Below are 16,345 nucleotides of genomic sequence, written 5' to 3'. Positions count from 1 at the left end.
ATTCAAATTAATGAAACAGGTAGAAATACCTGTTTTACTGATTAATCTAATCTTTATATTTGTTTAACTAAACTTTTTTATTATGAAAAAAAATACTTTTCTTTTAATTTTTATATTCCTTTTATTTATCAATAACAATTATTTACAAGCTCAAGTAACTCCTTCACCAAGTACTATGGAATTTGGCTCATCTATAGTTGTTTTAGCAAATAACTCAAACCCAAGTGCGGATCAAAGCTCTAATGCTCTTTTAAATGGTTTTGATATGGCTGGTATAAGTAACGGTTCTATTTTTTTAGCTTTTGCAACTAATGGTAATGGTGCTGGCACAGACGCAATTGGCGGAGGAAGTGATGCTGTTTTAGGATGGATAGGAAATGGAACTGCATCTGTATCTTCAGGAACATTAACTACAGATAGTGGTAATGAAATTGGTTTAACTTCAGTCAATTTTGCTTATGAGCAAGCTTTAGGTGGTTCAATTATAGACTTTACTTTTACTGGAAAAAAAGACGGTGCTACAGTAGGTACTTTGTCACTTACATCACCTGCTCACAATTCATCAATAATTGTAGATTTCACAAGCCCTACAACTGGTTCATTTTCAGAAATTGATGAGTTAGTTATTACTCCAGCCTCACCTATATTTGGAGGTTTTGTAATAGATGAGTTAATTGTAACAGCAGCAGTACCTGCGAATACAGCCCCAATAATAGGAGGTACAGTAGCAAATCAAAACGTAAACGATACTGCAACAATACAACCTTTTTCATCAATAACAACCACAGATGTAGATGGAGATAATTTATCTGCAACTATAACTTTAGATGATAACGCTAAAGGTGTAATAACTGGTGATGTTTCTGGCTCAGGACCTTATACTATTTCAAATAGAAATCCAGCAGCAATGCAAACCGCATTAAGAGCTTTGGTTTTTAACCCAACAGATAATAGGTCATCAACCTCAGAAACCACAACATTTACAGTTGTTGTTAATGATGGTACAGATTCAGATACAGATAATGGAACTACTGTAATTTCTAATGCTGTGTCACCAACAGTAACAAGTGTAAGTTCTTCAACAGCTAATGGAATCTATAAAACAGGAGATAATATAACTATTTCAGTTACATTTTCTGAAAACGTAACTGTTACAGGAACTCCTCAAATTACTCTAGAAACTGGAACTACAGACAGAACTGTAAATTTCTCTTCTGGTAGTGGATCCACAACTTTACAATTTACATACATTGTGCAAGCAGGAGACTCAAGTGCGGATTTAGATTATGTTGCCACAAACTCTTTAACTGCTGGTTCAGGTATTCGAGATTCAGGAAATAAAGACGCTACACGAACATTACCAATTCCTGGTGCAGCCAATTCTTTAGGTAATAATAAAGCAATTGTTATTGATGGTGTTGCTCCTACTGTAAACAGTGTTTCTGTTCCTGCAAACGCAACTTACACTTCAGGTCAAAACTTAGATTTTACAGTTAATTTAAGTGAAAATATAACCGTAAATACTACTGGTGGTTCTCCACAAATTGCAATTACAATTGGTTCAACTACTCAGCAAACTGTTTATCAAAGCGGTTCAGGAACTAATGCCTTACTTTTTAGATATACTGTTCAAGCAAGCGACTTAGATACTGATGGAATTACAGTTGGAACCTTAAATGCTAATAGCGGAACATTGCAAGATTCTGCTGGTAATAATGCCAACTTAACTTTGAATAGTGTTGGTAATACAGCGTCTGTTTTAGTTGATGCAGTTGCTCCTAATGGTTATAGTGCATCCATAGATCAATCAACTATAAGAGCTGCTAACGATGATAAGGTAAGTTTTACTTTTGCTAATGCAGAAGTAGGATCAACTTATAATTATACATTTACTAGTGATGGAGGTGCCGGTTCTGTAACAAACTCTGGAACAATTACTACTGCTACAGATAAAATTTCAAATATAGATTTAAGTGGATTACCCGATGGTACTATTACACTAAATGTATCTTTAACAGATGTTAATGGAAATACTGGAAGCAATACTTCAGATACAGTGACAAAAAACACAGTATTAATTGCATTAACCATTACTGGTTTAACGGCTACAGATAAAACGTATGACGCTACAACTGCAGGAAGTGCAATGGGTACAGCTACTTTAAGCGGAGTAATTGGCGCGGATGATGTTTCTTTAGGTGGAAGTCCAGTATTTACTTTTGCTTCTGCAAATGCAGGAACTAATATCAATGTTAACACCACAGGATATACAATCTCTGGAACTGATGCTGCAAACTATACATTAACGCAACCTTCTTTAACTGCAGATATAACAACTGCAGCACTTACTGTTACTGGTTTAACGGCTACAGATAAAACGTATGACGCTACAACTGCAGGAAGTACAACGGGTACAGCTACTTTAAGCGGAATAATTGGCGCGGATGATGTTTCTTTAGGGGGAAGTCTAGTATTTACTTTTGCTTCTGCAAATGCAGGAACTAATATCAATGTTAACACCACAGGATATACAATCTCTGGAACTGATGCTGCAAACTATACATTAACGCAACCTTCTTTAACTGCAGATATAACAACTGCAGCACTTACTGTTACTGGTTTAACGGCTACAGATAAAACTTATGATGCTACAACTGCAGGAAGTACAACGGGTACAGCTACTTTAAGCGGAGTAATTGGCGCGGATGATGTTTCTTTAGGTGGAAGTCCAATATTTACTTTTGCTTCTGCAAATGCAGGAACTAATATTAATGTTAACACCACAGGATATACAATCTCTGGAACTGATGCTGCAAACTATACATTAACGCAACCTTCTTTAACTGCAGATATAACAACTGCAGCACTTACTGTTACTGGTTTAACGGCTACAGATAAAACGTATGACGCTACAACTGCAGGAAGTACAACGGGTACAGCTACTTTAAGCGGAATAATTGGCGCGGATGATGTTTCTTTAGGGGGAAGTCCAATATTTACTTTTGCTTCTGCAAATGCAGGAACTAATATCAATGTTAACACCACAGGATATACAATCTCCGGAACTGATGCTGCAAACTATACATTAACGCAACCTTCTTTAACTGCAGATATTACTGCAAAAGCAATTACAATTACTGCTGATGCAAAAACAAAAGTGTATGGAGAAACGGATCCAACGTTGACGTATTCTGTAAGTCCAAGTTTAGAATCTGGAGATGTTTTAACGGGAAGTGTAGCAAGAGCAACTGGTGAAGATGTAGGGACATATGCAATTGCATCAACTTTAGCAAACAGTAATTACAATATTAGTTTTACAAGTGCAGATTTCTCAATCACTCAAAAAGCAATTACAATTACTGCTGATGCAAAAACAAAAGCGTATGGAGAAGCGGATCCAACGTTGACTTATTCTGTAAGTCCAAGTTTAGAATCTGGAGATGTATTGACAGGAGGTTTGTCAAGAGCAACTGGTGAAGATGTAGGAACATATGCGATTTCTTCTACTTTAGCTAACAGCAATTACAATATTAGTTTTACAAGTGCAGATTTCTCAATCACTCAAAAAGCAATTACAATTACTGCTGATGCAAAAACGAAAGTGTATGGGGAAACAGATCCAATGTTGACTTATTCTCTAAGTCCAAGTTTAGAATCTGGAGATGTATTGACTGGAAGTGTAACAAGAGCAACTGGTGAAGATGTAGGAACATATGCGATTTCTTCTACTTTAGCTAACAGCAATTACAATATTAGTTTTACAAGTGCAGATTTCTCAATCACTCAAAAAGCAATTACAATTACCGCTGATGCTAAAACAAAAGTGTATGGAGAAGCGGATCCAATATTGACTTATTCTGTAAGTCCAAGTTTAGAATCTGGAGATGTATTAACGGGAAGTGTAGCAAGAGCAACTGGTGAAGATGTAGGAACATATGCGATTGCATCAACTTTAGCAAACAGTAATTACAATATTAGTTTTGCAAATGCAGATTTCTCTATCACTCAAAAAGCAATTACAATTACCGCTGATGCTAAAACAAAAGTGTATGGAGAAGCGGATCCAATGTTGACTTATTCTGTAAGTCCAAGTTTAGAATCTGGAGATGTATTGACTGGAAGTGTAGCAAGAGCAACTGGTGAAGATGTAGGAACATATGCGATTTCTTCAACTTTAGCAAACAGTAATTACAATATTAGTTTTGCAAATGCAGATTTCTCTATCACTCAAAAAGCAATTACAATTACTGCTGATGCAAAAACAAAAGTGTATGGAGAAGCGGATCCAACGTTGACTTATACTGTTACTCCTAGTTTAGAATCTGGAGATGTTTTAACGGGAAGTGTAGCAAGAGCAACTGGTGAAGATGTAGGAACGTATGCAATTGCTTCTACTTTAGCGAATAGTAATTATGCAATCTCTTTTACAAGTGCAGATTTCTCAATCACTCAAAAAGCAATTACAGTAACTGCTGATGCAAAAACAAAAGCGTATGGAGAAGCGGATCCAACGTTGACTTATTCTGTAAGTCCAAGTTTAGAATCTGGAGATGTATTGACAGGAGGTTTGTCAAGAGCAACTGGTGAAGATGTAGGAACATATGCGATTTCTTCTACTTTAGCTAACAGCAATTACAATATTAGTTTTACAAGTGCAGATTTCTCAATCACTCAAAAAGCAATTACAATTACCGCTGATGCAAAAACAAAAGTGTATGGGGATTCAGACCCAATGTTGGCTTATTCTGTAAGTCCAAGTTTAGAATCTGGAGATGTATTGACAGGAGGTTTGTCAAGAGCAACTGGTGAAGATGTAGGAACGTATGCGATTGCATCAACTTTAGCAAACAGTAATTACAATATTAGTTTTACAAGTGCAGATTTCTCAATCACTCAAAAAGCAATTACAATTACTGCTGATGCAAAAACAAAAGTGTATGGAGAAGCGGACCCAATATTGACTTATTCTGTAAGTCCAAGTTTAGAATCTGGAGATGTATTGACAGGAGGTTTGTCAAGAGCAACTGGTGAAGATGTAGGAACATATGCAATTGCTTCAACTTTAGCGAATAGTAATTATGCAATCTCTTTTACAAGTGCAGATTTCTCAATCACTCAAAAAGCAATTACAGTAACTGCTGATGCAAAAACAAAAGCGTATGGAGAAGCGGATCCAACGTTGACTTATTCTGTAAGTCCAAGTTTAGAATCTGGAGATGTATTGACAGGAGGTTTGTCAAGAGCAACTGGTGAAGATGTAGGAACATATGCGATTTCTTCTACTTTAGCTAACAGCAATTACAATATTAGTTTTACAAGTGCAGATTTCTCAATCACTCAAAAAGCAATTACAATTACCGCTGATGCAAAAACAAAAGTGTATGGGGATTCAGACCCAATGTTGGCTTATTCTGTAAGTCCAAGTTTAGAATCTGGAGATGTATTGACAGGAGGTTTGTCAAGAGCAACTGGTGAAGATGTAGGAACGTATGCGATTGCATCAACTTTAGCAAACAGTAATTACAATATTAGTTTTACAAGTGCAGATTTCTCAATCACTCAAAAAGCAATTACAATTACTGCTGATGCAAAAACAAAAGTGTATGGAGAAGCGGATCCAACGTTGACTTATTCTGTAAGTCCAAGTTTAGAATCTGGAGATGTATTGACAGGAGGTTTGTCAAGAGCAACTGGTGAAGATGTAGGAACATATGCGATTTCTTCTACTTTAGCTAACAGCAATTACAATATTAGTTTTACAAGTGCAGATTTCTCAATCACTCAAAAAGCAATTACAATTACTGCTGATGCAAAAACGAAAGTGTATGGGGAAACAGATCCAATGTTGACTTATTCTCTAAGTCCAAGTTTAGAATCTGGAGATGTATTGACTGGAAGTGTAACAAGAGCAACTGGTGAAGATGTAGGAACATATGCGATTTCTTCTACTTTAGCTAACAGCAATTACAATATTAGTTTTACAAGTGCAGATTTCTCAATCACTCAAAAAGCAATTACAATTACCGCTGATGCTAAAACAAAAGTGTATGGAGAAGCGGATCCAATATTGACTTATTCTGTAAGTCCAAGTTTAGAATCTGGAGATGTATTAACGGGAAGTGTAGCAAGAGCAACTGGTGAAGATGTAGGAACATATGCGATTGCATCAACTTTAGCAAACAGTAATTACAATATTAGTTTTGCAAATGCAGATTTCTCTATCACTCAAAAAGCAATTACAATTACCGCTGATGCTAAAACAAAAGTGTATGGAGAAGCGGATCCAATGTTGACTTATTCTGTAAGTCCAAGTTTAGAATCTGGAGATGTATTGACTGGAAGTGTAGCAAGAGCAACTGGTGAAGATGTAGGAACATATGCGATTTCTTCAACTTTAGCAAACAGTAATTACAATATTAGTTTTGCAAATGCAGATTTCTCTATCACTCAAAAAGCAATTACAATTACTGCTGATGCAAAAACAAAAGTGTATGGAGAAGCGGATCCAACGTTGACTTATACTGTTACTCCTAGTTTAGAATCTGGAGATGTTTTAACGGGAAGTGTAGCAAGAGCAACTGGTGAAGATGTAGGAACGTATGCAATTGCTTCTACTTTAGCGAATAGTAATTATGCAATCTCTTTTACAAGTGCAGATTTCTCAATCACTCAAAAAGCAATTACAGTAACTGCTGATGCAAAAACAAAAGCGTATGGAGAAGCGGATCCAACGTTGACTTATTCTGTAAGTCCAAGTTTAGAATCTGGAGATGTATTGACAGGAGGTTTGTCAAGAGCAACTGGTGAAGATGTAGGAACATATGCGATTGCATCAACTTTAGCGAATAGCAATTATAACATTAGTTTTACAAGTGCAGATTTCTCAATAACTAAAGCAAGTCAAACTATTTCTTTTGCACCATTAACTCATGATAATGAAGATAGTTTTACACTTACAGCAACAACAACCTCTGGTTTATCTGTTGTATATAGTAGTTCAGACACGTCTATTGCAACAATAAGTGGAAATGTAATTACGATAATTGCTTCAGGATCTGTTACAATTACAGCATCTCAACCTGGAAATAGTAATTATAATGCTGCAACAGATGTTACACAGATATTAAATATAACAACACTTAGCAATCCAGACATATTGTTTGAAAGTAGTAATGTTCTTTTATATCCGAATCCAGCAAAAAATAACATTAAAATTAGATTAGGAATCGAAAAAGCGAATATTAATATTTTTGATATGTCAGGAAAATTAGTAAAAACACAAAAGGATTATATTTCTGATAATAATATTGATATTTCAGATTTACCAATTGGTGTATTTGTTATAAGAATTAATAACGATAAAAAAATGATTACTAAAAGATTGACAAAAACTGAATAGTTTTCAGCAATCAACTTAATATAAAAGAGCTATCAAATTTAATTTTGATGGCTCTTTTTTTATTGCCTTAATATGGTAAAATCATCCAACAAATTTTCTTTTGTATTATCTACAACTTGCCAATTATAAATTGCAGTTAGTTGATATATCTTAGACAATTCTTCTAAAAGCCTTTCTTTTGCTTTTTGTTTTAAAGCAGTTAATTCTATAGTTTCTTCTATTTTAAGAATACTATTTTTATTGATTTTATTTAAGTCAGATTTTGAAAAGGAATTGAAACTACTTTGCTGTAAATCGAAATATTTAATGTCTGGAGAAATATTTACTTCTTCTTTCGGTATTTTATTGATGTAAATAGTCTTACCAATAGAATCTATTTGAAGTTCTAATTTAGATAAATCATAACCAACTTCTACCGAAGCAGTAACAGTTACAATAGCTTTTTTATCAAATGAAAGGTAATTGTAAAAATATTTTTTTGAGTCTGAATAATTATAAACTTCAGAAAAAACACCTTTAGAAACAACAAGTTTACTTAGGTTTTTGATAGAATTTACTACAACCTGAACTTCTTCTTTCTTAACGGTACTGTTCTCTTTTTTATACCACAATTTTGCAAGAATAAAACCCAAGAGAAACACCAAAGCATATTTTAGAAAACGCATTTTTAAATCTTTTTCTAAAGATACTAAAAGTTTAGTCTTTTACTGTTTGCTCTTCTTTTGGAAACGCTTGTTTACTAAAGATAAATAAAAGTGCTACACCAACGCTAATAAAAGCATCTGCAGGATTAAATATGTATTGAAAAAACGTAAAAAAATCTCCACCAATTACAGGAATCCATTCTGGTAAAGTTCCTTGCCAAATAGGAAAATAAAACATATCTACAACTTTACCGTAAAACAAGTTACCGTATGGTTTATCAGCAAATAATGTTGCTACTTGATGGTTAGAATGATCGAAAATAACACCATAAAAAACAGAATCTATAATATTACCTACTGCACCAGAAAAAATTAATGAAATCGCAATAATTACACCGTTATGCACTTTTCTTTTGATATTACCAATTAACCAATAAATTATTGCAGAAACCGCCACCAATCTAAATAAAGTTAAAAATAGTTTACCGGCTTTACCGCCAAACTCAAAGCCCATTGCCATACCATTATTTTCTGTAAAATGAATTCGAAACCAATCGAAAACCAATACCTCTTCACCTAAAGCAAAGTTGGTTTTTACATAAATTTTAATAATTTGATCTAATAAAATAGCGATTACTATTGTAAATATTGCCAGTTTCTTTTTTGACATTTTTTTTAATTTGTGCTCACAAAAATAACAATATTATTGTCTTTATAAGTGCGTTAAGTAAATATTCCCTTTATTTGATGTAATAGTAAGTTTTTTAAAGTTTTTACTATTTAATTCCTGATATTCTTTTTGATAAAAAGCACTGTCTATTTTTATCTTTCCGTTTTTAGAAGCTACGTTTATAGTTGCGTTTTTTATCTTTCCAAAAACCTTACCAGCATAAATTTTTAATTCTAAATCTTTTTGTATGGTATCTAATTTTACGATACCGTTTTCTAAAAATACGCTAAGGTTTCCTTTAAAACTTTTGCTATGTATATTAACATATTCACCAAAAATGGCAACATTTCTATTTTTTGGTATTTTTATGGTTGCTGATGCTCTTTTTAACCTTTCTGTAATGTATTTTCTAAAAACTACTTCTGGTGTTTTTAAATCAGGAATTTTAAATTTAATTTCTAATTCTTTATTTTTTTCATCAACAATAATATGTTGTTTGTTTGGATTTTCTGCATACAAGAAGATTTCTAAAAACTTAGAGTCTGAGTTTTCTAAAGTAAAGCTATCTAAGCCTTCCGTAGAAATTGCTACTGCTGTCGCTGTACTTGTAATTTTTTTTAAAACCTTTTTTTGGCAAACAGTAACCGAAGAAATAAAACTTAATAAAAGCAAAAAAATTGCGCGCATATTATTTAGTTTGTTAATTAAAAAAAGCTTTCAAGTAACTTGAAAGCTTTTTTTAAATTATTGTTTGCGTTTTGCCTCGATACTTAGTGTAGCATGTGGCACTAACTTTAAACGTTCTTTTTGTATTAATTTACGCGTTACTCTGCAAATACCATACGTTTTATTTTCTATTCGAATTAAAGCATTTTTAAGATCTCTAATAAACTTTTCTTGCCTAATTGCTAATTGCACATTTGCTTCTTTGCTCATTACTTCAGAGCCTTCATCAAAAGATTTAAAAGAATGCGAAGTATCATCTGTACCATTACTAGCATCATTTTTATAAGAGCTTTCTAACAAAGCTAAATCTGCCTTTGCTCTGGCAATTTTCTTCTCTATAATCTCCTTAAATTCTTGTAAATCAGCATCTGAGTATTTTAACTTAACATCTGACATATTCTTACATTTTTTCTATTAATATTCTACTTTTAATGGTATCAAATTCAATTTCTGTACCATTAGTTAACTCGTCTACAAAAACCAATTCTTTGGTTAATGTTTCACTCATAATGTAGTCTTTATTATCTAAAATAGATTTTTGTAAGTTTTCGAAATTTAAAACCGTTAATTTTATTTTATCTGTTACTTCTAAACCTGTGTCTTTACGTGCATTCTGAATTCTATTTACCAATTCTCTGGCAACTCCTTCTTTACGTAACTCTTCCGTTATTGTAACATCTAAAGCAACTGTTAACGCCCCCTCATTTGCAACCAACCAACCTTCTATATCTTTAGATGATATCTCTACATCTGAAAGTTCTAAAGTAATATTTTTTCCATTAACGTCAAGAGAAATGTTTTTATCTTTTTCTATTTTGTTAATATCTTCTTGGTTAAATTTTTGCACTTCTGCCGCAATAAAACGCATATCTTTACCAAATTTTGGCCCTAATGCTTTAAAGTTTGGCTTAATTTGTTTGATTAAAATATCTGAAGCATCGTCTAAAATATTAATCTCTTTTACGTTTACTTCGTTTTTAATTAAGTTGGCTACAGCTAAAATTTCTTCTTTTTGTTGCGCAGTATCAACCGGAATCATAATTTTTTGTAATGGTTGACGCACTTTTATTTTTTCTTTTGCTCTTAATGATAAAACTAAAGAAGATATTGTTTGTGCATTTTCCATTTTACGCTCTAAACTCTTATCTACAAAGCTTTCGTCGTATTTTGGGAAATCTGATAAATGAATACTTTCTGATGATTCTTTACCTGTTACAGAATTTAAATCTTGATACAATCGATCCATAAAAAACGGAGCAATTGGCGCACTTAACTTAGCAATTGTATTCATACAAGTATACAATGTTTGATATGCAGAAATTTTATCTGTTTCGTAAGTTCCTTTCCAAAACCTTCTTCTACTTAAACGCACATACCAGTTACTTAAATAATCTTGTGTAAAGTCTGAAATTGCTCTTGCAGCTCTTGTTGGCTCGTATTCTGAATAAAACTTATCTACTTTTGCAATTAATGTATTTAATTCAGATAAAATCCATCTATCTAATTCTGGTCTATTATCTAAAGCGATATCGTCTTCTTTGTATGCAAAACCATCAATATTTGTATATAAAGTAAAGAATGAATAGGTGTTGTAAAGTGTACCGAAGAATTTACGTTTCACCTCTTCTATACCGTCTAAATCAAATTTTAAATTGTCCCAAGGGTTTGCATTAGAAATCATGTACCAACGTGTTGCATCTGCACCGTATGTTGATAATGTTGTAAAAGGATCTGTTGCATTACCTAAACGTTTAGACATTTTATGTCCGTTTTTGTCTAAAACTAATCCGTTAGAAACAACATTTTTATAAGCTACAGAATCAAAAACCATTGTTGCAATTGCATGTAACGTATAAAACCAACCTCTTGTTTGGTCTACTCCTTCTGCAATAAAGTCTGCCGGAAAAGATTCGTTACCATCAATTTTCTGTTTATTTTCGAATGGATAATGCCATTGAGCATAAGGCATAGAACCAGAATCGAACCAAACATCTATTAAATCGCTTTCTCTTTTCATTGGTTGCCCAGAAGCAGAAACTAAAGTAATTTGATCTACAATGTTTTTATGTAAATCTAATTTCGCATAGTTTTCATCAGAATTGTTATCAACTTCAAAATCTTCGAAAATATCTTTTGCTAAAACGCCAGCTTCAACAGCTTTTGCCATTTCTTGTTTTAATTCTTTTACAGAACCAATACAAATTTCTTCTTTACCATCTTCTGTTCTCCAGATTGGTAACGGAATTCCCCAATAACGAGATCTAGATAAATTCCAATCGTTTGCATTTGCCAACCAATTACCAAAACGGCCAGTACCTGTAGATTCTGGTTTCCAATTAATGGTTTTGTTTAACGAGTGCATTTTATCTTTTACATCTGTTACTTTAATAAACCAAGAATCTAATGGATAATATAAAATTGGTTTATCTGTACGCCAACAATTCGGATAACTATGTTTGTATTTTTCTACTTTAAAAGCTTTATTTTCATTCTTTAACTTTAGCCCTAAACGTTCATCTACAGATAAATATTTATCTTGATTTTTTAGAACTTCTGTTAAATTCTCTTTCTGAATTTTTAATTCTTCTTCTAAATCTTTTTCATTTAAATACTCTGCTTTTACATATTCTCCTGCAAAACCATAAATATCATCTTTAATTTCTTTTCTAAACCTACCTTGTAAATCTACTAAAGGAACCAAATTATCGTTCTCGTCTTTTATTAATAAAGGCGGAATCTCTGGTGAAGCCTGTTTTGCTACTAAAGCATCATCGGCACCAAAAGTAGGTGCTGTATGTACAATACCTGTACCATCTTCTGTGGTTACAAAATCTCCAGAAATTATTCTAAAAGCGTCTTGTTTGTTTTCAAACTTACAACCGTAATCTAACAATTGCTCGTATTTAATACCAACTAAATCTTTACCAACAAATTCTTTAACAATGTAAAAAGGAATCTTTTTATCGCCAGCATTGTATGCTTTTAACTCTTCTAACGTTTCAACTTCAACATTATTTTTACCACCAAATTGTTTGCCAACTAATTTCTTGGCCAACACAACTTTTGTTGGTTTAAATGTATACTGATTATAAGTATCTACTAAAACATATTCTATTTTTGGGCCAACAGTTAATGCTGTATTACTTGGCAATGTCCATGGTGTTGTTGTCCAAGCAATAAAGTTAATTGCACCTTCATTTTGTAAAAATTCTGGCAATGTACTTTCTATTGCTTTAAATTGTGCAACAATAGTTGTATCTGTTACATCTTGGTAAGTTCCGGGTTGATTTAACTCGTGAGAACTTAATCCTGTACCAGCTTTTGGCGAATATGGCTGTATTGTATATCCTTTGTAAATTAACTTTTTACTGTAAATTTCTTTTAACAACCACCAAACAGACTCCATATATTTAGGTTCGTAGGTAATGTATGGATCTTCCATATCTACCCAATAACCCATTTTCTGCGTTAAATCGTTCCAAATATCTGTATAACGCATTACTGCTTTTCTACATGCCGCGTTATAATCTTCTACAGAAATCTTTTTACCAATATCTTCTTTTGTGATGCCTAACTCTTTTTCTACACCTAATTCTATAGGTAGACCATGCGTATCCCAACCAGCTTTTCGCTTCACTTGGTAACCTTTCATGGTTTTGTAACGTGGAAAAATATCTTTAATAGCACGTGCTAAAACATGGTGAACTCCTGGAAGACCATTTGCAGACGGTGGTCCTTCGAAGAATACAAAAGGTTCTGCACCTTCTCTTGTTGTTACACTTTTTTCAAATATGTTATTTTCTTCCCAGTAGTTAAGAATTTCTTCTGCAACTTTTGGTAAGTCAAGACCTTTATATTCAGGAAATTTCGCGCTCATTTTCTTTCTTTTCTTATAAGAATGCGAAATTAATCATTTTCTTGTAATTCTTAGATTTATGGCAAAAAAAAAGAGCCTAATTAAAGGCTCTTCTAATATGTTTGTATTTTTTGCTACATTTTTATAATAACAAACTCTGTTCTTCTATTTGCTTGATGTTGTTCTTCAGAGCATTTAACAGTATTTGTATGGCTATTATTATCTACACAATTGTTAACCAATCTTGTTTCTCCGAAGCCTTTTCCAGAAATTCTATAATTAGAAATTCCTTTATTAATTATATAAGCTACAGAAGATTTTGCTCTTCTATCTGATAACGCTTCATTGTAAGCTTCATTACCTCTAGCATCTGTATGAGAACTAGATCTAATTACTAGTTTTTCATATTTTTTCATGATTTTAACAATTTTATCTAACTCTATTGCAGCATCTTCTCTAATGTTAGATTTGTTATAATCAAAATAAATTGGTCTAATTTTAATTATCAATTCTCCTCTTTCGTTATAAGTAAAGTCTGATATAACTTTTAAATCAAAATCTAATTTTAAATCTACTGTTTTATCTGATGTAGTTTCAAAAGATACAGTATCTGGTTGGTAATACTCTTTTGTTGCTTTTAAAGTATATTTTTTATTACATGGCAAGCTAAATGTAAATTTTGCATTTGCGTCTGCATAAATTTCTTCTATAACTTCGCCTTTATCGTCTTTTAAAACAAGCTTAGCGCCGGGTAAAATATTATTAAATTTCTTATCTTTTACAAAACCTGAAACAATTTGTACGCATGGTGTAACTTCTGGCTCGATAAGCGATTCTACAGCATAAATATCATCATCTCCTAAACCACCTTCTCTATTAGAAGATAAATATCCTTTTTTTGTAATTGAATTGATAGAAAAAGCAAAATCATCTAATTTAGAATTTACTGGTGCTTTTAAATTTTCTGGCTTGGTGTATGTTCCATTTTCTTTTTTTGTTGAAAAAATATCTAAAGCTCCTATACCAAAATGACCATCCGAAGAAAAATATAGTACATCATCATCAGAAATAAAAGGAAACATTTCTCTACCTTCTGTATTTACCGTAGTTCCTAAATTCTGAACTTCGCCAAAGCCACCATTTCCTTTAATTTCTACCACATAAATATCTGTACCTCCAACTCCACCAGGCATATCAGAAACAAAATATAATTTTTTACCATCTTTACTAACAGACGGATGACCCACAGAATATTCGCTACTATTAAATGGTAATTCTACTACGTTATCCCATTTATTGTAATTCCATTCTGCTTTTAAAATTTTTAAATTATTATACCCTTCTTTGTCAACTTTATATTTACCTGCTACATAATTGTTTCTTGTAAAATACATTGTTTTTTTATCTGGAGAAAAACTAACAGAAGATTCGTGATATTTAGAGTTTACCTCGTCAGAAAACATTGGTCTCACTTCAGAATCATCACCTTCTACAGTTGTAATTTTTTCTTTTACAACTTTAAAAATATCCAGAAAATATTTATCGTTTCTTGTATGACTTCTTTTTACAAATAAATTTCTTTCTCTTGGTGAAGAAAATAAAATTGTATTTCCGTAGTCTGTCACACCAAAATCTGAATATTTTGTGTTGATACTTCTTTGGTTAACTACTGTAAAATTTGGTTTTCCATTTTTTAATTCATCTAAGGTTACTTCATCATTAGTAAAGTTTTCTCCTCTAGAATCATTCTGCTTCTGTTCATGAAATTTTTTCATCCATAAATTAGATGCATCAAATTTACCAACACTTCTTAGGGTTTGTGCATATCTAAAAATGTGCTCTGGGGATTGATTAGGGTACTTATTAAATAAACGCTCATAAGCACTCGAGGCATTTTGCATATTCACATTAAAATAATAACTATCTGCAAGTCTTTGCAAAACATGCTCTGTTGCATTTTCTGATGCTAATTTCTCATAAGCTTCTGCGGCAAAAACATAAGATAAGTTTTCAAAGTAAGTATCTGCTTTTTTAGTTTCTTTAGTTTGCCCAAGTATGGTTAAAGAACTAAATAAAAGTACGATTGTAATTTGTATTGTTTTTTTCATAATTGTTGTGTTAAAACTAAAAGAATCTTGGAGATTTAATTTTATTTCTTTCAAAATCGAAATTAAATAGCACAAAAACTTCGTGCGAACCAGAGTTAAAATTACCCAAGTTTGTTAATGTATAATCATAAGCATAACCTATTCTTAAACTTTTTGATGCTCTTACATTTATTAATGCAGAAACAGATTCATCTAATCTGTAAGAAAGTCCAAATTCTAATTTGTCATATAAAAGTACATTTCCAGAAAAATCTATTGATAATGGTGCACCTTCTGCAGCCTTTACCATTGTAGATGGTTTTAATTTAACATCATCAGATAAATCGAAAACATAACCCGTTGTTAAAAAAAAGTGTTTTCTTTCTGATGCTCTTGTTACTTGACCACCTTCTTTTTCGAAATGAAATGTTTGTAAAAGATTTGGTATTGATAAACCTGCATAAAACTTATCGGTATAATAAAATGCACCTGCACCTAAGTTTGGTAAAATTTTATTTGCATTCTGATTTATAAATGCTTGATCATTATCATTTACTGTGTTTAAACATGGTAAACAAACATTAAAAAATGTGAAGCCTGCTTTAATACCTAAAGCTAAATTTGCATTTTCACCCACTTTTAATGTATAAGAAAAATCTCCGTATACATTTTGTTCTTCTACCGGACCAATTTCGTCTACAATAACAGAAAAACCTAAACCAACATTTTTACCTACAGGAGAATTTATTCCTAACGTTAATGTTCTAGGTGCTCCGTCTATACCAACCCATTGTGATCTACCTAAAAGATTTACACTTAGAACATCATATGACCCAGCATAAGCCGGGTTTATGATATTCATGTTATACATATATTGTGTATACTGAGGGTCTTGTTGTGCTTTTACAGAAACAGTAAATAATAGCACTGTAATTATTACAATTAATTTTTTCATTTTTATTG

8 protein-coding genes are annotated in these 16,345 nt (G+C 32.3%); 1 reads left to right on the top strand and 7 read right to left on the bottom strand.

Annotation, left to right across the window (positions count from 1 at the left end; translation table 11 throughout):
- The first annotated feature begins 82 nt into the window (after window positions 1-82).
- The gene (locus B5464_RS08050; RefSeq protein ID WP_079737943.1) at window positions 83-7,399 is read left to right on the top strand and encodes an MBG domain-containing protein; all 7,317 of its coding nucleotides are present in this window, start codon (window positions 83-85) and stop codon (window positions 7,397-7,399) included.
- Between the two features lie 59 nt (window positions 7,400-7,458).
- On the opposite strand, the gene B5464_RS08045 is transcribed toward B5464_RS08050, so the two are convergent.
- The 7 genes from B5464_RS08045 to B5464_RS08015 form a co-directional block, all read right to left on the bottom strand.
- On the bottom strand, window positions 7,459-8,064 hold the full coding sequence (locus tag B5464_RS08045) for a DUF4230 domain-containing protein (RefSeq protein ID WP_079737942.1): 606 nt from the start codon (window positions 8,062-8,064) through the stop codon (window positions 7,459-7,461).
- A gap of 31 nt (window positions 8,065-8,095) precedes the next feature.
- Window positions 8,096-8,713 carry a lipoprotein signal peptidase gene (locus B5464_RS08040; RefSeq protein WP_077810849.1) on the bottom strand — a complete coding sequence of 206 codons (618 nt, stop codon included), beginning with the start codon at window positions 8,711-8,713 and terminating at the stop codon, window positions 8,096-8,098.
- Between the two features lie 42 nt (window positions 8,714-8,755).
- Window positions 8,756-9,400 (bottom strand): hypothetical protein, encoded by a 645-nt coding sequence (locus B5464_RS08035; protein ID WP_079737941.1) that lies wholly within the window; start codon window positions 9,398-9,400, stop codon window positions 8,756-8,758.
- A gap of 57 nt (window positions 9,401-9,457) precedes the next feature.
- On the bottom strand, window positions 9,458-9,835 hold the full coding sequence (locus B5464_RS08030; protein WP_077810847.1) for a molecular chaperone DnaK: 378 nt from the start codon (window positions 9,833-9,835) through the stop codon (window positions 9,458-9,460).
- A 4-nt stretch (window positions 9,836-9,839) separates the two neighbouring features.
- Window positions 9,840-13,316, bottom strand: coding sequence for an isoleucine--tRNA ligase (gene ileS, locus B5464_RS08025; RefSeq protein WP_079737940.1), 3,477 nt, complete (start codon window positions 13,314-13,316; stop codon window positions 9,840-9,842).
- A 113-nt stretch (window positions 13,317-13,429) separates the two neighbouring features.
- Window positions 13,430-15,403: an OmpA family protein gene (locus B5464_RS08020; RefSeq protein ID WP_231963571.1), complete on the bottom strand. Its 1,974-nt coding sequence runs from the start codon at window positions 15,401-15,403 to the stop codon at window positions 13,430-13,432.
- Between the two features lie 16 nt (window positions 15,404-15,419).
- Window positions 15,420-16,337 (bottom strand): type IX secretion system membrane protein PorP/SprF, encoded by a 918-nt coding sequence (locus tag B5464_RS08015; protein WP_079737939.1) that lies wholly within the window; start codon window positions 16,335-16,337, stop codon window positions 15,420-15,422.
- Window positions 16,338-16,345: the final 8 nt, after the last annotated feature.

The organism is Polaribacter sp. KT 15 (assembly GCF_900143115.1).
In the GTDB taxonomy this organism is placed as follows: domain Bacteria; phylum Bacteroidota; class Bacteroidia; order Flavobacteriales; family Flavobacteriaceae; genus Polaribacter; species Polaribacter marinaquae.
The sequence above is the reverse complement of the archived record's forward strand: the minus strand, read 5'-3'. Positions and strand labels throughout refer to the sequence as shown.

Coding starts and splice junctions, on each gene's coding strand:
- B5464_RS08050 (WP_079737943.1), top strand. CDS start 83: ATGAAAAAAAATACTTTTCTTTTAATTTTTATATTCCTTTTATTTATC.
- B5464_RS08045 (WP_079737942.1), bottom strand. CDS start 8,064: ATGCGTTTTCTAAAATATGCTTTGGTGTTTCTCTTGGGTTTTATTCTT.
- B5464_RS08040 (WP_077810849.1), bottom strand. CDS start 8,713: ATGTCAAAAAAGAAACTGGCAATATTTACAATAGTAATCGCTATTTTA.
- B5464_RS08035 (WP_079737941.1), bottom strand. CDS start 9,400: ATGCGCGCAATTTTTTTGCTTTTATTAAGTTTTATTTCTTCGGTTACT.
- B5464_RS08030 (WP_077810847.1), bottom strand. CDS start 9,835: ATGTCAGATGTTAAGTTAAAATACTCAGATGCTGATTTACAAGAATTT.
- ileS (WP_079737940.1), bottom strand. CDS start 13,316: ATGAGCGCGAAATTTCCTGAATATAAAGGTCTTGACTTACCAAAAGTT.
- B5464_RS08020 (WP_231963571.1), bottom strand. CDS start 15,403: ATGAAAAAAACAATACAAATTACAATCGTACTTTTATTTAGTTCTTTA.
- B5464_RS08015 (WP_079737939.1), bottom strand. CDS start 16,337: ATGAAAAAATTAATTGTAATAATTACAGTGCTATTATTTACTGTTTCT.